Genomic DNA, 17,877 nt, shown 5'->3' with positions numbered 1-17,877 from the left:
CCTCAGCAAACGCGCTCTCGCAAGTCAGACAATGCGATTGAACTTGTCGAAATCGGGCCGCGGCGAACGGTCGAAAATGCTTTTGGGGTCGCCATATCCAACCGAGCAGATGAAATTCACGCGGTGGCGCGGCTCATCGCCGAAGAACGCCTCGTTGACCTTGTCCTGATCGAAGCCCGACATAGGCCCGCAATCGAGTCCAACCGCGCGAGCGGCGAGGATGAGGTACGCGCCCTGGAGCGAGGAATTGCGGAACGCGCCTTCCTTGCGGCCTTCTTCGTCGCCTTCGAACCAGCTTTTCGCATCGGTGTGCGGGAAGAGCCACGGCAGCTCTTCGTGAAAGTCGATGTCATAGCCGATCACGGCAGTGACGGGTGCGGCCTTGATCTTGTCCCGATTGCCCTCTGACGCGCATTTGGCGAGCTTCGCCTTCTGATCGTCCGATTTTACCCACACGATCCGCACCGGCTGCATGTTCGCCGAAGTCGGGGCCATTTTCAGCAGATCCCAGATTGCGTGAAGCTGCTCGTCCGAAACGTCCTTGTCGAGCCAGTCATTGTAGCTGCGCGCTTCGTTGAAGAGCTGCGCAAGAGCCTCGTCCGAAAGGACGTGATCGTGGAATTGCTGGGTCATGGAAATCCTTGGGGTAGAGTCTTGAGTTTCAGGCTGCTCTGACTTCAACGACTTCGGGGACGTAATGTTTCAGGAGACTTTCGATGCCTTGCTTGAGAGTCATCGTGCTGGAAGGGCAACCCGCGCATGCGCCTTGTAGCGAGAGGTAGACTACTCCTTCTGAAAACCCGCGATAGGCAATGTCGCCGCCATCGCCTGCGACTGCCGGGCGAACGCGGGTTTCGAGCAGCTCATGGATCGCGGCGATAGTCTCTGCGTCCTCTTCCTTATCCTCGACGATCATTTCCTCGTCTTCGGCGGGGACGCTGATACCGTCAGCACTGCCACCTGCGAACAGCGGCGCTTCCGAGACGAAATGGTCGAGCAGGATAGAGACGACCTGCGGTTTCAGCGCCGACCAGTCAGAGCCCGGCGCGGCAGTGACGGTGACGAAATCCGAGCCGAAAAAGACATTAACGACTTCGCCAGTATCGAAGATGGCCTGTGCAAGCGGACTTGCCTCGGCGGCTTCGGGCGATGCGAATTCGCGCGTGCCCGAGGGCATTACGGTGCGCCCGGGAAGGAATTTGAGGCTCGAAGGGTTCGGCGTGGTTTCGGTTTCGATGAACATGCCACCCAGATAGGGGCGGGCAGGGCGTGCGGCAAGAAAGCTGTGCTCAATGGCCGGCAAGCATCATTCACTATCCCTTCAGCACTTCGCCCTCTATATACGCGCTATGCATGCACTTTACCGCGCGTTTGGCGCGCTCGTCATCGTCGCCGCACCTGTGGCGCTGTCATTTCCTGCGATCGCACAGGAGGCTCCTGCCGAGCCGCACATTCCTGCGCCAACGGCCGTTACGCCCGAAGGCGAGGTTCCTTGGCTCTATCGCGGCAGTGACGTGCCGGTCGATGAGCAATGGGTGTTCGGCGAAATGGAGAACGGGCTGCGCTATGCCGTGCGCAAGAACGGTGTGCCGCCGAACCAGGTTTCGATCCGGGTCCGTATCGACGCCGGCTCTTTGCACGAGCGCGATTGGGAGCAGGGCTATGCTCACCTCCTTGAGCACATGCTGTTTCGCGAGAGCAAGTATCTGGGACAGGGCGAGGCAATTGCCGCGTGGCAGCGTTTGGGCGCGACCTTCGGCAGCGACGCCAATGCCGAAACCAGTCCAACCCACACCGTCTATAAACTCGACATCCCGGACATAAACCGCGCCAAACTTTTCGAAAGCTTCAAACTGCTTTCGGGCATGGTCCGCGAGCCGGTGCTGAGCGAGGAAAACGTCGCGGCTGAGCGCCCGATCGTGCTCGCCGAAAAGCGGGAGCGCGGCGGCGCTGCTCAGCGTGTCGCCGATCTGACCCGGCAAACATTCTTTGCCGGTCAGCGCTTATCGACACGCAGCCCGATCGGTACGGTCGAAACGCTCCAGGCAGCGACAGCACCTCGCATCCAGGAGTTCTACGACCGCTGGTATCGCCCCGAAAACACCGTGATAGTCGTCGCTGGTGATGCCGAGCCCGAAGTGCTGGCCGGCCTCGTCGAGCAGAGGTTCGGCGATTGGGAAGGGACCGGCGAGGCGGCGCAAGCACCCGAATTTGGCGATCCGGTCGCGCCGGAAGGCACTGAGCGAGCGGCCGGGAGCGGGTGGCCGATTGGCGAGCTTGCTGTCGGTGTCGAACCCGACCTCCCGCGAAATCTCACCTATGCAATTATGCGCCCGTGGCGACAGGTGCAGGACACCATCGTCTACAATGAAGGCCTGCTGCTCGATGCCATCGCGCAGTCGATCATCAACCGCCGGTTGGAAGAGCGAGCTCGTGGCGGTGGCTCATACCTCTATGCGCAAGTCCAGCAGGATGATCTTTCCCGCTCGACCGACGCAACCTTCGTTACCTTCGCGCCGCTCTCCGAGGATTGGAGGGCAGCGCTTGCCGATGTGCGCGCAGTAATCCAGGACGCGATCCAGAACCCGCCGACGCAGGAAGAGATCGACCGCGAAGTCGCTGAATTCGATGTGGTTTTCCTTAATCAGGTCGAACAGGCGAGTGTCGAGGCCGGATCGCGGCTTGCCGACAACCTCGTCAACGCTGTCGATATTCGCGAAACCGTGGCATCCTCGCAGGTCGTGCTCGACGTGTTTCGCGGGATGAAGGACCGTTTCAATCCCGAAGAAGTCCTCGCTCGAACCAAGGCCTTGTTCGAAGGCGACGTGGTGCGTTCCGTTTACGTGACCCCTGCTATCGGCGAGGCGGACAGCGAAGCGCTCAAACTTGCGCTCGCCAGCGAAGTTGAAGTCGATTCGAGCGCGCGGCTGGCCGCAAAGTCGATCTCGTTTGAAGATCTTCCTCCTATCGGCGAGCCGGGCACGATCACCGAAGAACGCCAGATCGGCGTACTCGAAATCGAACAGGTGAATTTCGATAACGGTGTGCGCGCGTTGCTGTGGGCAAACGATGCCGAGCCAGGTCGCGTGACCGTGAAGGTGCGCTTCGGTTCCGGCTACCGCGCGTTCGACGCGAGCAATGCTGTGTATGCCGAAATCGGCAACGCAGCTCTCGTCGGGTCGGGCCTAGGGGAACTTGGTCAATCCGAGATCGACCGGCTTGCAACCGGACGCAAGCTTGGTTTCGATTTCGGGATCGAGGATGCGGTTTTCACTTTTACCGCGCAAACGCGCTCTTCCGACGTGGCCGATCAGCTTTACCTGTTTGCAGCCAAGCTAGGCATGCCGCGCTGGGATCCCGAACCGGTGATCCGCGCCAAGGCGGCATCGAAGCTCGCCTACAACACCTATTCGACCAGCCCGGGCGGGATCGTGAACCGCGACCTCGAATACCTTGTCACCGACAAGGATCCGCGTTTCGCAACACCTGACCCCGAAGCTCTCGAAAGCGTCACACCCGAAGGATTCCGCGAGGTGTGGGAACCGCTTCTGAAGCAGGGGCCGATCGAGGTGCTGGTTTTCGGCGAGTTCGATCGCGACGCGATTGTCGAAAAACTGCGCCGGACTTTCGGCGCGCTTCCAGAGCGTGAACCGATCCCGGAAGAGGTTGCCGCGCGCGTCCCTTCATTCCCGGAGACGGATGGCCAGCCTACCGTTCTCAATCACCGTGGCGATGCCAACCAGGCTGCGGCCGTGCTCGCGTGGCGCAGCGGCGGCGGTATGGCGAGCATTCGCGAATCTCGTCAGCTTGAAATACTGACTCAGGTATTCAACAACCGATTGCTCGAGGCGCTGCGTGAAGAGGCGGGTGCGAGCTATTCGCCGCAGGTCTTCTCCGATTGGCCGATCGACCTTTCGGCTGGCGGAACGATCACCGCCTACGCCCAGCTTGAGCCAGATTTCGTGCCGATCTTCTTCGCGGAAGCCGACCGGATCGCTCACGACCTCGCGACAACCCCGCCGAGCCAGGACGAGATTGAGCGCGTAACCGGGCCGCTGCGCCAGGTGATCCAGCGCGCCTCGACCGGGAACCAGTTTTGGCTCCGAAATCTAGAAGGTGCGACCACCGATCCGGTGCGGATCGAGATGCTGAAATACCTGCTGGTCGATTATTCGCGTACCAGCCCGGTGAACATGCAATTCCTTGCCGAACGATATTTCGGACAGCGCAAGCCTTTGAAGCTGGCGGTGATACCCGAAGGTCAGGAGCTTGCAGAAGCACCCGAGAGTATCGCGCCTCCGGCTGGTGTCGCCAGCATGCCCGCCGCTTCTCGGCCCGAGATTGTAGGTCGCTAGGTTGCGCCCAACTCGTTAACCGGTGCGTGAAATAATATTGTCCCGAAGGGCTTTCACGCTTTACATATAGTGTGCGCCCGCGATAGGTGCGCGCCCCGTTGTTGATTTGAAGAATTCTACCATGGCTCAGAACTGGAAACCGGAAAGCTGGAAGTCCCACGAAGCGCGGCACCTGCCGCACTATGAGGACGCCGCCGAACTCGCCGAAGCAGAGGCGACCCTTTCGGCCTATCCGCCTCTGGTGTTCGCAGGAGAGGCGCGCCGCCTCAAATCCGATCTTGCGGAAGTCGCCAATGGCAAGGCGTTCCTGCTGCAGGGCGGTGACTGTGCCGAGAGCTTTGCCGAATTCCACCCGAACAACATTCGCGATACGTTCCGCGTGCTGCTGCAAATGGCGGTTGTTATGACTTTTGCGAGCAAGCGCCCTGTCGTGAAGGTCGGGCGAATGGCGGGCCAGTTTGCCAAGCCGCGCTCTTCACCAACCGAGACAAAGGGCGATGTGACGCTGCCCAGCTATTTCGGCGACAACATTAACGGGATCGAATTCGATCCTGTCCAGCGGCGCAACGATCCGAACCGGATGGTCCGCGCCTACAGCCAGGCGGCAGCGACGCTCAACCTGCTGCGTGCCTTTGCCGGCGGCGGCTACGCGAACCTTCAGCAGGTCCACCAATGGACCCTCGATTTCATGGGGCGCACCCCGTGGACCGAGAGGTTCGCAAAGACTGCCGACCGGATTGGCGAAGCGCTCGATTTCATGGAAGCATGCGGGATCGATCCGGCGACCGTGCCGCAGTTGAAGGGCACGAGCTTTTACACCAGTCACGAAGGGCTGCTTCTGCCTTACGAACAGGCGCTGACGCGGCAGGATTCGCTCACCGGCGACTGGTATGCAACCTCTGCGCACATGCTGTGGATCGGCGATCGCACCCGTTTTCCGGGAAGCGCGCATATCGAGTTTGCGCGTGGCATCGGCAATCCGCTCGGGATGAAATGCGGGCCTTCGCTTGAACCCGATGCGTTGCTCGAACTGCTCGACGTGCTCAACCCGTCGCGCGAACCGGGGCGTATTACGCTCATCACACGATATGGCCATGACAAGGTGGAAGACGGCCTGCCCAAACTCGTCCGCGCCGTGAAGCGCGAAGGGCATCCGGTTGTGTGGAGCTGCGATCCGATGCATGGCAATGTCATCAAGTCGGAAAGCGGCTACAAGACGCGGCCTTTCGACCGCATCCTCAGCGAGGTGAAGGGCTTCTTTGCGGTGCACCGCGCCGAGGGCACGCATCCGGGCGGTATCCATATCGAGATGACCGGCCAGGACGTGACCGAATGCGTGGGCGGTGCCGTTGCCATAACCGACGATGCCTTGGGCGATCGCTATCACACGCATTGCGATCCGCGCCTCAATGCCGAACAGTCGCTGGAACTCGCGTTCCTGCTTGCCGAGATGCTCAATGACGAAATCAGTGGGCGCCAGGGCGACAAGGAAGCCGACGCCGCCTGATTGCCCGGCGACACGTTTCGAGGTGTCCTAGGTAGTTTGACGTGGTGGCCGCGCTCGGCGGCCTTAGGGGCTTGTGCGCTAAGCCCGCCCGCATGTCGAACTTGCTTTCCTCCATACATGCATTTCCGGTGGGTACCGCTGGCATCGGTCTGCCGGTTATGCTGTCGAACGAGACGATCCTTGCCAGTGTTTGTCTCGCCCTAGCACTCGTGTCGCTGGTCCTGCTCGCAGCGCTCGTCGCCGCACGCCGCGATACCCGGTTTGTTGCCGAACTCGCCCGCAAACGGGCCGCGCGTATCAACGAGTTTGTCCGCACCGCCTGCCTCGCGGAGGAGATCGCCGGCATCGGTATCTGGGAGTGCGATCCGGCAACGGGACGCCAGCAATGGTCCGATGGGCTTCGCAAGATCTTCGGCGTCGAGGGTGACGAGCCTCTTGTCGACGGCGATGCCGAAACGATGCTGTTCGCCAACAATATCGATCTTGTCCACGCGGTGCGCGAGCGGCTCGATAAAGACGGGCCGTATCAGCTGCACTACGAACTGTACGGCTTCGATGGAGAACTGCGTTCAATCGAAGTTAAGGCTTGCAACCTGAAGTCCCAGAGCGGGGGAACCGACCGTGTGGTCGCCGTGGTGCGCGACGATACGGACCGGATCGAACGCGTGCGCGAACTCGAATTCTCCCGCGCTGCCGCTGTGCGCGAAGCAAGCCGTGCGCGCGAGCTGGCCGCGACCGACCCGCTGACCGGCCTCGCCAATCGCCGCAGTGCCATGGAGCGACTCGACAGCCTGATCGTCGACGCGCGCCGATCGACGATGCCGCTCGTATTGGTCGTCTTCGATATCGATCACTTCAAGTCAGTCAACGACACCTATGGTCACGTGGAAGGCGACAAGGTGCTGAAGAAGGTTGCGCAGATCGCGCAGGATCAGGCCCGCGAAGACGATGTGATCGGCAGAGTTGGGGGGGAAGAGTTCATCTGGGTCGTACCGGGCGCCACCGAAACCATTGCGCGGGTCATGTCCGAGCGATTGCGCCTTGCCATTGCTGAAGGCAGCTCGACCGACAAGGTGCCAGCTGTCACGATCAGTGCCGGGATCGCAGAACTCGATCCGCAAGACACTTCGCTCACCCTTTTCGCGCGCGCAGATAGCGCGCTCTATGCTGCGAAATCCAAAGGCAGGAACAGGGTGCAACTCGCCGCCTGAGCACGGCGTCTCAGCTTCAGCTCACCCAGCCATGCGACAACTTGTCGCGGATTCAATAGCTTGCGCGCCTTTCAATTGTCATGCGCTTGCTTCATGATGCTTGTGCGCTCGACCGTTTGAGCCGATGCTGCAGGAGAGGTCTGTGCCACGGAACATTCACCGCGATTCCAGTGACATGGTAACGGGTCAGGGCCTTGCCGAGAGTTTTCATGCGACCCGATCGTTGACCGAAGCGCTGGTCGAACCGCTCACCGATGCCGATGCGACCCTGCAATCGATGGAGGACGCATCACCGGCGAAATGGCACCTCGCTCACACGACATGGTTCTGGGAGACCTTCCTGCTCCGCGACCGCGTGAAGAGTTACGCGTTGTTCGACGAGGGATACTCGTTTCTTTTCAATTCTTATTACGAGGCTGAAGGGAAGCGGATCGCACGGTTTTCACGCGGAATGCTTTCGCGGCCTTCGCTGGAAGAGGTGCTCGATTGGCGCAGCGCGGTCGATGATGCGGTGGAGCCGTTGCTGCGCGATCCGGCACTTGCCGATCTGGTCGCGCTCGGCATCGCGCACGAGCAGCAGCACATCGAATTGCTGCTGACCGACATCAAGCATGCCCTGTTTCAGAATCCTGCAGGTCCGGCGATGTTCGGCGGCGGTCCCGAACCGGCAATGTCCACCGGGGCAGGCGAGGCAGGATGGCATGAACATCCGGGCGGCATCGCGTTGGTCGGCCATCAGGGACGAGGTTTCGCGTTCGACAACGAAGGCCCGGCGCACCGCGTATTGTTGGAGCCGTTTGCACTTTCGCGCCGGCTCGTGACCAATGCGCTCTGGGCCGAATTTATCGCCGACGGCGGATATGACACGGCGGCGCTGTGGCTTTCCGACGGTTGGGCCTGGGTGAAAGAGCATGCGATTGCCGCGCCGCTCTACTGGCGAGGGGACGAGGTCTTCACGCATCAGGGATGGCAAGTGCGCGATCCCGAAGCGCCGGTGACGCACATTTCCTATTACGAGGCCGATGCGTTTGCGACATGGGCAGGTGCGCGTCTCCCGACCGAATTCGAGTGGGAGGCTGTCGCGCGCGGGCAGGAGGGTGTCGAACCGGCGCACGACCCTGGAAACGGCAACCAGCTCGACCGCGCCGAGGCCCCGCATCCCCAAGGGGGAGAGGCGCTATTCGGTGATTGCTGGCAGTTCACCCGCTCGGCCTACCTGCCTTACCCGCGCTACCGGCCTGCCGAGGGCGCAGTCGGCGAATACAACGGGAAGTTTATGAGCGGCCAGTTCGTGCTGAAGGGTGCGAGTTGCGCGACGGTGCGCGGGCATTCACGCGCGTCCTACCGCAACTTCTTCTACCCCCACCAGCGCTGGCAATTCACCGGCCTGCGGCTAGCAAAGGACCTTTGAGGCTATGATGACGAAGAAGGGGCTGCGGCTCGTCGACCACGACGAGGAGGGCGTGAACAACGCCTTTCGTGCCGATGTGCTCGAGGGTCTTTCGCAAGAGCAGAAGGCAATACCGGCACGCTGGCTTTACGACGATGCCGGATCGCAGCTGTTCGAGGACATCACGCAGCTTCCCGAATACTATCCTACACGGGCCGAGACCGAGATTCTGACGGACCGCGCAGGCGAGTTTGCGGACCTGATCGGCAGGGGGCGTGCCGTGGTCGAATTCGGTTCGGGTTCTTCGGTGAAGACACCGCTGCTGCTGAAGGCTATCAAACCGGCGGCCTACGTCCCGCTCGACATCTCGGGCGATTTCCTGCGCGCGGCAGCCGCCGATCTGGCGACAAAATTCCCGGGTCTGCCAGTCTATCCGGTCGAGGCGGATTTCATGCGCACCGTCGAGCTGCCAAAAGAAATCGCCGACTTGCCCAAGCTCGGCTTCTTTCCCGGTTCGACCATTGGCAACATGGTCGCGCGCACCGCGGTCGACCTCCTGCGCAACATGCGCGAGACGCTGGGAACCGGCGCGCAGCTTCTTATCGGTATGGACCTTATCAAGGATGAAGAGGTTCTGGTCGCTGCCTATGACGATGCGGCAGGCGTTACAGCGGAATTCAACTACAACCTTGTACGCCGGATCAATCGTGAGCTTGATGGCGACATTCCGCTGGACGCGTTGAACCACGAGGCGCGCTGGGTCGACGATTTTGCGCGCATCGAGATGCACCTGGTCGCTTCGCGCGACATCGGGTTCACCGTATGTGGCGAAGACTTTTCGATGCGTGCGGGAGACACGATCCACACAGAGAACAGCCACAAATTCGATCGCCGCACCGCGAACACGTTGCTGCTTGCGGGGGGATGGGAACCGCAAACCCGCTGGCTCGATGGCAAGGCCCGCTTTTCGCTGATCCTCGCCGAAGCAAGGCCTCCCCGCAGCGCGCCCTGACCAAATTCGAACCAGGACGCTGCTGAATTGAAACCCATTCCCCCTGCGGGCGTTGGTGCGAAATGGGATACTTCGACATCGATATATGCGTAATTGGCGCCGGGATGGCCGGGCTGGCCTGCGCGACCCGCCTGTCCGGGGCCGGCTTGACAATGAAGGTCATCGACAAGGGGCGGGGCCCCGGAGGTCGCATGTCTACGAGACGGGCCGAAATTGCGGGAGAGATGGTTTCGTTCGATCACGGTGCGCAGTACTTCACCGCGCGCAATCCCGACTTCGCCACCGCAGTAAAGGCATGGCAATCGCAAGGCGTGGTCGCGCCATGGCCGGAGGCTGGGGAGGATGCTTATGTCGGGACTCCCGGCATGAACAGCCCGATCAAGGCAATGGCGCAGAATGTCGGTGTGCAATGGAATTGCCGGGCAAGTGCAATCGTGCGCGAACGTAACGGCTGGAGGGTTGAAACCGAAGGCGACGATTTTCTGGCGAAAAGCGTGTTGGTCGCCATTCCCGCCGAACAGGCCCACGAGCTGCTTGAACCCGTCGCGCCGGACCTTGCGAAAGTCGCTGCGGGCGCCAGATCCGAACCGTGTTGGGCAGTGATGGCAGGCTTTTCGCAGCCGCTCGACATAGAAAGCGACGCTTTTCGAGATGCAGATGCGCGGGTCAGTTGGGCGGCGCGCAATTCTGCCAAGCCCTCGCGTTCGGGTAAGGAATGCTGGGTGCTGCACGCATCGCCTTCGCGCAGCCGCGAGCTGCTCGATTTGCCGAAGGAAGAGGTCGGCCCGATCCTGCTCCAAGATTTTTTCGAACAGACCGGCACGACCCCGGTGGATCCGATCCACCTCGCGGCGCATCGCTGGCTCTATTCGATGGCCGAGCCGGTTGATGGAGAGCCCGCACGCTTCGATCGGACGAATCGGATTGGAATTGCCGGTGATTACCTTCATTCACCGCGGGTCGAGGGAGCATGGATTTCTGGCACTGCGCTTGCCGAAAAGATGCTCGCTGAGGCTTAACCGCCAATAAACAGGTCAATAGAAGCGATAGTGGACGTGAGCCCGCGCGCCAGCCTAGCTCTCCTGCAACGAGGGAGAGTTGGCGATGCATGGATTGTTCGATCTGACGGGAAAAACCGCCGTTGTGACAGGCGCGGGGCGCGGCATCGGAGAGGGTAACGCCACCATGCTCGCCGAGGCGGGGGCTAATGTGGTCTGCGCCGCCCGCTCCGCCGACCAGATCGAACACACAGCGCGGGCGATCAACGCCAACAATGAAGGCGGGCGCGCTATCACGCAGCCGACCGATGTGTCTTCAATGGACGCCATGGAAGCGCTTGCCCAGCGGGCGATGGACGAATTCGGCAGGCTCGATATCTGGGTTAACAATGCCGGCGGTTCGCTCATCTCCGCCCCCCTGGCCGAGCTCGATCCGGCCGAATGGGACAAGACGCTGGCGGTCAACCTGTCCTCGATCTTCTACAGCGTGCAGGCGGCGGTTCCGCATCTGGGCGAGGGCAGCGCGATGGTGAACATTTCCTCGCTTGCGGCGGTTGAGCCGTTTCCGGGCAGCGCGCATTACAGCGCGGCCAAGGCGGGCGTGCTGATGCTGACCCGCACGCTCTCGATGGAATTGGGGCCAAGAACGCGGGTGAATGCAATCCTTCCCGGCTTCGTGCCGACCGACACGGTGAAGAAGGCGCTTAACATGACGGACGAGGATTTCGGCCCGCTGCTCGAGCAACTGGCGCTTCCGGCAGGAAGGCTGGGCACGCCGCGCGATATCGCCGCCCTGGTGCTCTACCTCGTCTCGCCTGCAAGCGAGTGGGTCACCGGGCAATGCATCCAGGCCTCTGGCAAGCCATCTTCGGGGAGCTAAGAAAGAGCAAGACGTCGGCCCCTTGGGGCCGCAAGCGGGACTGCGCGTCGACGCCTATGCGGCGAAGCCAAGCGGGCCGGATGGCCCGCGCCCGGCGTTTGAGGGTCTAAAGGAATAGATGGCTGGGGTGGCAGGGATCGAACCTGCGAATGCCGGTACCAAAAACCGGTGCCTTACCACTTGGCTACACCCCAGCAGGAGGCGTGCGATATAGCGGCTTCAGCAGGGATGTGAAGCGAATTTACACCGCCCGGGCGCGGCGGGCGGACAGATCGCTTTCGACCTTGGAAATGACGCCGCGGTCGATGCCGTAGAACATCACCGCGATAGCCGCGGGGATCATGACCGCGGCCGGGATGATCGCGAAGGAAAGCTGGATGCCGAGCAGGGCTGTCTCGCTCTGCTGCGCGCCGGGTACGAAACCCGTCATCTCCAGCACCAGGCCGGGGATTGCCGAGCCGACACCGATGCCGAATTTCACCCCGAAAACCGATGCGGCAATGACCAGCGCGGTCATCTGGCGCCCCGATCTCCATTCGATGAATTCCGCGATATCGGTGAACATGGCGTAGGACAGAACCATCAGCATCCCGAAGCCGATGCCCACGAGATATTGCACGAATGTCTGCGGCCAGATGGCATCGAGCGGCAGGAAAAAGAACAGCACGATCATTGCGGATTTGAGCAATCCGGCAAAGATCAGGAGATGCGATTTCTCGAACCATCTTTGCAACGCGCTGCCAAGGATCACTCCGGTCACCTGGCCGAGGGCAAGGCCAGTCAGGAACAGCGCAGGGCGATCGAGGATCCCGAAGACCGGCTGGCCATCGTCGCCCACCACATATTCATAGAAAAACAGCGCGGTTGCCGCGCGCGATGCGATTGCCGTCACGCCGAGAATTGCGGCAATCGCCACGACGATCCAGGGGGCGCTGCGCACCAGCACACCGATATCGGCCCACGGTGAACCGTTGGTCCCCGCAGGCGGAACCCGCTCTTTCGTGGTGAAGAACGTGGTCAGCAGGCAGAAGACCGATACCGCCGCTATGCAGCTCATCGTGAGCAATATGCCGAGTTTTTCGTCGCCTCCGCCGAGTTCCCGCACGAGCGTCGTGCCGAGCACTCCGACGAGAATTCCTCCAAAGGCCGAGAAGAACATGCGAAAGCCTGTGACATTGGCTCTCTGCCGCGACGATGGCGAGATTACGCCGAGCAGCCCGCCATAGGGCACGTTGACGGCTGTAAAGGCGAGCATGGCAAGCGTGTAGGTCGCGTAGGCCCAGACCAGCAGCGCCGTCTCGCCGAGATCGCCGGGCGCTGCAAAAACCAGCGTGATCGCAAGGGCAAGCGGTATCGGGCCGAACAGCAGATACGGACGGTAGCGGCCCCAGCGGGTTCTGGTGCGATCCGCGATCAGGCCCATTGCAGGATCGGTCGCCGCATCAATCAGCTTGGTTATGAGCAGCATGATGCCGATCGCGGCAGGCGCTATCCCGCCGAGATCGACGAAATAGTAGAACATGAAAAAGCCGAAAAAGTTGAGGATCAGGCCCGAAGCCAGATCGCCAATGCCATAGCCGAGCTTCTCGCCCAGCCCGATCCTTTCGTGCTTCGTTTCAGGCAAGATGCGCGACCTTCATAGTGCGAAGGGAGGCGAGGGAGGCCTGCGAGTCAAGCGCTTAGGCCTCCCGGTGCTCTTGGTCTGCGATCAGCGCAGCTTCTTGCCTTCGAAATCGGCCGCCGAATGGCGCTCGCGCAACTGCGTTGCCTCGTCGTCGCCCCAGACCTTGTTCACGATCTTGCCGCGTTGAACCGCCGGACGCTCGTTGATTTCGTAAACCCAGCGCGCGACGTTTTCGTATTCATCGATCGAAAGGAAGCGCTTCGCCTCATTGTAGATGTTGCCGAATACGAAGGGCGCGAGCCACGGGAAGTTGGCCATATCGGCGATCGTGTATTCATCGCCTGCGAGGAAGCGCGTCTCGGCCAGCCTTTTATCCGCGACGTCGAAAATCCGCTTGGTTTCCATGGCGTAGCGGTTGATCGGGTATTCGTATTTTTCCGGCGCGTATGCGTAGAAATGGCCGAAGCCGCCGCCGATGAACGGGCCGGTGCCGACCTGCCAGAAAAGCCACGAAAGCGTCTCGGCGCGAGCCGCCGGTTCGGTCGGCAGGAATTCGCCGAATTTCTCCGCGAGGTGGACAAGGATGGCGCCGCTTTCGAAAATGCGAAACGGTTTGTCGCCGCTGCGATCGACGAGGGCCGGGATTTTTGAGTTCGGGTTGATTGCAACAAAGCCGCTGGTGAACTGTTCGCCTTCGCCGATATTGATCGTGAAGGCATCGTATTCGGCATCCTTGTGACCGAGCTCGAGAAGTTCCTCGAACATGATCGTCACCTTCACCCCGTTGGGAGTAGCGAGCGAATACAGCTGGAAGGGGTGCTTGCCGACTGGCAGCTCCTTTTCTTCCCGCGCGCCTGAGGTCGGTCGGTTGATGCTTGCGAAGCGACCGCCGGATTCGGTGTCGGGGCTCCAGACTTCGGGAGGGGTGTAAGTGGGATCGGCCATGTATTTTTCTCCATGAGCGTTCGGAGTGGTTGTTCGTCTGACCCGTGAAACGCGACGTGGCAACTCGCTTTGCACCTTGCAAGCCGGAACCGTGCAACGCTGCGGCGCATTTCCTTTGCGATGGAGAAGCTTATCTATGTCGATGACAGCCTGCCGGGCATCACGCGGCGCGGTGCGGGGCGGGGCTTTGCCTATTACTCGCCCGAAGGCGAACTGATCCGCTGCCGCAAGGAACGTGCGCGGCTGAACGGTATTGCGCTGCCTCCAGCCTATCGCGACGCCTGGTTCTGCCCGATGAATAACGGCCATATACTCGCCACCGGTTTTGACGAACGCGAGCGCAAGCAATATCGCTACCACCCCGAATTCCGGCTGATGCGCGAGAGCGAGAAATTCGATCGCTGCCTTGAATTCGGCAAAATGCTTCCGAAGATCCGCAAAAGGGTGGAAGCCGACATTGATGGCGACAATGCGACGCGATCGCGCGTTCTGGCTGCCGTTGTCCGCTTGCTCGACATGGGTTTCGTTCGGATCGGGAACGAAATCTACAAGAAGAGCAACAATTCCTTCGGAGCCTCCACGCTGCGCGATCAGCATGCGACAATCCACGGCAGCACTGTCGAGCTCTGCTACGTCGGCAAGGGCGGAAAGGAGCGGCATATTACGCTTGAGGATGAAGCTCTGGCGCGGGCGGTGGAGGATGCGCGAGACGTGCCGGGAGATCATCTCTTCCAGTACTACGATGAGGACGGGCAACGACAGCCAATCGGCAGCGGGGACGTGAACGAATATCTGCGCGAGGTCATGGGAGACGAGTTTTCGGCGAAAAACTTCCGCACGTGGCATGCGAGCGTGCTCGCATTTTCGGTGATCGCTCGGGCCAGAACGCGCCCCACTATCAGCTCGATGCTGGAGGAGGTTTCGGACAAACTTGGCAACACACCTGTGGTCGCACGCAACAGCTATATTCACCCCGCCGTGATCGACATCCTTTCGCGCGATAGCGGCTGGGAAGTATGGCGCGAAAACCTCCGGATGCCGCGCGCCACCCGTTATCTTACCCGGCACGAACGAGGGTTGATCCAACTGCTCGAAGAAAGCCCGGAGGCCGCAGAATTGCTTGCTGCCTAGGAAGTTAAGGGTTTAGCCGCTAGTGAGCTTCGGCAAGGCAATTCGGAGTTCACGCGCATATGGCTGCCAGCGCCGAAAGTTTTTACGACATGCACGCCCACGGCTTCGTGCGCGTGGCGACCGCCACGCCGCACCATCGCACCGCTGATGTGGCGCTCAATACCGCCGGCGTGATCGCCGAGGCGGAAAAAGCCCATGCGCGCGGCGTCGATCTCGTCGTCTTTCCCGAACTGAGCCTGTCATCCTACGCAATCGACGATCTGCACCTGCAATCGGCCATGCTCGACCGGGTCGAGGCGGCGGTGGCAGAGGTGGTCGCGGCCAGCGAGAACCTTTCGCCGGTCCTGGTGGTCGGAGCTGCGCTGCGACGCAATTCCAAGGTTTACAATTGCGCGCTCGTTATCGCAGGCGGCGAACTGCTCGGCGTGATCCCCAAGAGCTATCTCCCCAACTACCGCGAATTCTACGAGAAACGCTATTTCGTCCATGGCCGCAATTGCCAGGATCTGTGGATCGCGGTCGCGGGCGAAGAGGTGCCGTTCGGGACAGACCTCGTCTTTGCGGCGGCAAACCTTCCCGGCTTCACGTTCGGGGTCGAGATATGCGAGGATTTCTGGGCACCCAATCCCCCCGGCACACTGGCCGCGTTGGCGGGCGCGCACATCCTGTGCAACCTTTCCGCCTCCCCGATCACGATCGGCCGGGCCGACGATCGCAAACTCCACTGCCGGTCATCGAGCGCACGCTCGATCTGCGCCTATGTCTATTCGGCGAGCGGCCACGGCGAGAGCACGACCGACCTTGCATGGGACGGGCAGGGCGTGATCTACGAGCTGGGCGAGCTGATGGCCGAGAGCGCGCGGTTCGATCTTGAGCCGGAAATGTGCGTGGTCGATATCGATACCGACCGCATCGCGGGCGAGCGGATGCGCAACCAGACATTCACCGACGCGGCGGAGGCGCATGGCCGGCCGCAGGACAGCTTTCGCCGGATCGTGTTCGAGCACGCTTTTGCCGAAGGCGATATCGGCCTGGAGCGCCCGATCCGCCGCTTCCCATTCGTGCCCAATCGCCAGCATGCGCTTGACGAGGATTGTTACGAGGCGTTCAATATCCAGGTCGATGCGCTGATGCGGCGTATCCAGGCGACGAATGCGAAAAGCCTGGTGATCGGCATATCCGGGGGGCTCGACAGCACCCATGCGCTGATCGTGGCGGCCAAGGCCTGCGACCGGCTCGGCCTCCCGCGTACCACTATCCGTGGCTACACCCTGCCGGGATTTGGCACGTCGGACACGACCAAATCCAACGCGTGGAAGCTGATGAAGGCGATGGAGATCACCGCCGAGGAAATCGACATCAAGCCGGCCGCGCGGCTCATGCTCGAAGATATGGGACACCCCTATTCGAACGGCGAACCGCATTACGATGTGGGGTTCGAGAACGTGCAGGCAGGGCTGCGCACCGATTACCTTTTCCGTCTGGCGGGGCAGCATCATGGCTTCGTGATCGGAACCGGCGATATGAGCGAGCTTGCCCTTGGCTGGTGCACCTATGGCGTGGGCGACCACATGAGCCATTACGGCGTCAATGCTGGCGTGCCCAAGACGCTGATCCAGTATCTCATCCGCTGGACGATCCAGACCGGGCAGTTCGACGAAGCCGCGTCCGAGGTGCTCGCTGCGATACTCGATACCGAGATTTCGCCCGAGCTTGTGCCGCCGGGCGAGGACGGGGAATTGCAGAGCACCGAGGAGACAATCGGGCCATACGAGCTCAACGACTTCTTCCTCCACCACACGATCCGCTACGGGCAGCGTCCGGGTAAGGTCGCGTTCCTTGCATGGCACGCGTGGAAGGATGCGAAGTCTGGCGAATGGCCCGCCGGATTTCCGGACGGTCGGAAGAACGAATACGATCTGGCCACGATCGCGAAGTGGCTGGAGAAATTCCTCGCGCGCTTTTTCGGATTTTCGCAGTTCAAGCGCAGCGCGCTTCCCAACGGGCCGAAAGTGTCTTCGGGCGGCGCGCTTTCGCCGCGCGGTGACTGGCGCGCCCCTTCCGATGCGGTGGCCGATGTGTGGCTGGAGGAATTGCGCACCAGCCTGCCTGCCGGGACATTGCCGGACACATGACGATAGAAGAGCCGGAGCGCGGCGCCGCGCCCCGGCTCACGACCGGCCCCAAGTGGATCAGGCGATTATGCTCTCGATCTTGCGGTGCGCAGCCTCGATCCGGGCTTCGGCATCGGGCAGCCGCGTCCCGTCGGCCGCGATCACATCGACGACTTCGATGCCAAGGAATTGGAGGAAGAATTTGAGCCAGCGCGACATGTAATCCATGTCGCTTCCCATCGGCGTGCCGCCCGATGCGGCGGTTATGTAGGCTTTTCTGCCCTTGAGCAGGCCGACCGGCCCGTTTTCCGTGTATTTGAACGTCGTGCCCGCGCGGGCGACGAGGTCCGCCCATGCCTTGACCGTCGCAGGCACGCTAAAATTGTAAACCGGCGAACTGAAGACGATCGTGTCGGCAGCCTGAAGCTCCTCGATCAGCTTGTCGGAGATGGCCGCAAGCTCCTGCTGTTCGGGCGTGCGGTCCTCCTTGGGCGTCAGCATCGCCTCGAATATCCGGGCATCGATATAGGGAATGTCGTTCTGCGCGAGATCGCGCTTGGTCACGCTTGCACCCGAACGCGCGGCCAGGCCTTCGACGAGCTTGTTGCCGAGCGCGGTGGAAACGCTTTCCTCGCCGCTGATCGAGGCGGTGATGTGAAGGATGTGGGTCATGGGTTTGCTACTCCATTCTTTCGAGAAAGGGGCGGCAG

The 17,877-nt window shown here is 61.3% G+C and carries 14 protein-coding genes and 1 tRNA gene; 9 read left to right on the top strand and 6 right to left on the bottom strand.

Features of this window, described 5'->3' with window-relative positions:
• Positions 1-24 precede the first annotated feature (24 nt).
• Both FIU90_RS12235 and FIU90_RS12230 read right to left on the bottom strand, forming a co-directional pair.
• A complete protein-coding gene (locus FIU90_RS12235; RefSeq protein ID WP_152435023.1) occupies positions 25-633 on the bottom strand; it encodes a malonic semialdehyde reductase in 609 nt (202 codons plus the stop codon).
• Between the two features lie 28 nt (positions 634-661).
• On the bottom strand, positions 662-1,243 hold the full coding sequence (locus FIU90_RS12230; protein ID WP_152435833.1) for a NifU family protein: 582 nt from the start codon (positions 1,241-1,243) through the stop codon (positions 662-664).
• Between the two features lie 106 nt (positions 1,244-1,349).
• On the opposite strand from FIU90_RS12230, the gene FIU90_RS12225 reads away from it, so the two are divergent.
• From FIU90_RS12225 to FIU90_RS12195, 7 genes are all read left to right on the top strand, one after another.
• Entirely contained in the window at positions 1,350-4,355 is a 3,006-nt protein-coding gene (locus tag FIU90_RS12225; protein WP_152435832.1) for an insulinase family protein, read from the top strand.
• 121 nt (positions 4,356-4,476) lie between these two features.
• Positions 4,477-5,862 (top strand): class II 3-deoxy-7-phosphoheptulonate synthase, encoded by a 1,386-nt coding sequence (locus FIU90_RS12220; RefSeq protein WP_152435022.1) that lies wholly within the window; start codon positions 4,477-4,479, stop codon positions 5,860-5,862.
• Between the two features lie 128 nt (positions 5,863-5,990).
• Complete coding sequence (locus tag FIU90_RS12215; RefSeq protein WP_172970254.1) at positions 5,991-7,073, top strand: sensor domain-containing diguanylate cyclase; 1,083 nt, start codon at positions 5,991-5,993, stop codon at positions 7,071-7,073.
• A 175-nt stretch (positions 7,074-7,248) separates the two neighbouring features.
• A complete protein-coding gene (gene egtB / locus FIU90_RS12210) occupies positions 7,249-8,484 on the top strand; it encodes an ergothioneine biosynthesis protein EgtB (protein WP_152435831.1) in 1,236 nt (411 codons plus the stop codon).
• Positions 8,485-8,488: 4 nt separating this feature from the next.
• Positions 8,489-9,475 carry an L-histidine N(alpha)-methyltransferase gene (egtD, locus tag FIU90_RS12205; protein WP_152435020.1) on the top strand — a complete coding sequence of 329 codons (987 nt, stop codon included), beginning with the start codon at positions 8,489-8,491 and terminating at the stop codon, positions 9,473-9,475.
• A 62-nt stretch (positions 9,476-9,537) separates the two neighbouring features.
• A complete protein-coding gene (locus tag FIU90_RS12200) occupies positions 9,538-10,494 on the top strand; it encodes an NAD(P)/FAD-dependent oxidoreductase (protein ID WP_152435019.1) in 957 nt (318 codons plus the stop codon).
• 85 nt (positions 10,495-10,579) lie between these two features.
• Positions 10,580-11,353 carry an SDR family NAD(P)-dependent oxidoreductase gene (locus FIU90_RS12195; protein WP_152435018.1) on the top strand — a complete coding sequence of 258 codons (774 nt, stop codon included), beginning with the start codon at positions 10,580-10,582 and terminating at the stop codon, positions 11,351-11,353.
• Between the two features lie 119 nt (positions 11,354-11,472).
• Here the strand turns inward: FIU90_RS12195 and FIU90_RS12190 are convergent.
• The 3 genes from FIU90_RS12190 to yghU form a co-directional block, all read right to left on the bottom strand.
• Positions 11,473-11,547: transfer RNA gene (locus FIU90_RS12190), tRNA-Gln, on the bottom strand.
• A 47-nt stretch (positions 11,548-11,594) separates the two neighbouring features.
• A complete protein-coding gene (locus FIU90_RS12185) occupies positions 11,595-12,977 on the bottom strand; it encodes an MFS transporter (RefSeq protein WP_172970253.1) in 1,383 nt (460 codons plus the stop codon).
• An 84-nt stretch (positions 12,978-13,061) separates the two neighbouring features.
• Entirely contained in the window at positions 13,062-13,922 is an 861-nt protein-coding gene (yghU, locus tag FIU90_RS12180) for a glutathione-dependent disulfide-bond oxidoreductase (protein WP_152435016.1), read from the bottom strand.
• Between the two features lie 120 nt (positions 13,923-14,042).
• Here yghU and FIU90_RS12175 point away from each other — a divergent pair, with 120 nt between their 5' ends.
• On the top strand, positions 14,043-15,053 hold the full coding sequence (locus tag FIU90_RS12175; RefSeq protein WP_152435015.1) for a DNA topoisomerase IB: 1,011 nt from the start codon (positions 14,043-14,045) through the stop codon (positions 15,051-15,053).
• Positions 15,054-15,112: 59 nt separating this feature from the next.
• A complete protein-coding gene (locus tag FIU90_RS12170) occupies positions 15,113-17,188 on the top strand; it encodes an NAD(+) synthase (RefSeq protein ID WP_152435014.1) in 2,076 nt (691 codons plus the stop codon).
• A gap of 57 nt (positions 17,189-17,245) precedes the next feature.
• On the opposite strand, the gene FIU90_RS12165 is transcribed toward FIU90_RS12170, so the two are convergent.
• Positions 17,246-17,839 carry an FMN-dependent NADH-azoreductase gene (locus FIU90_RS12165; protein WP_152435013.1) on the bottom strand — a complete coding sequence of 198 codons (594 nt, stop codon included), beginning with the start codon at positions 17,837-17,839 and terminating at the stop codon, positions 17,246-17,248.
• Positions 17,840-17,877: the final 38 nt, after the last annotated feature.

This window comes from Erythrobacter sp. THAF29 (assembly GCF_009363635.1).
Taxonomy (GTDB): Bacteria; Pseudomonadota; Alphaproteobacteria; order Sphingomonadales; family Sphingomonadaceae; genus Erythrobacter.
This window is presented reverse-complemented; position numbering and strand designations above follow the sequence as displayed.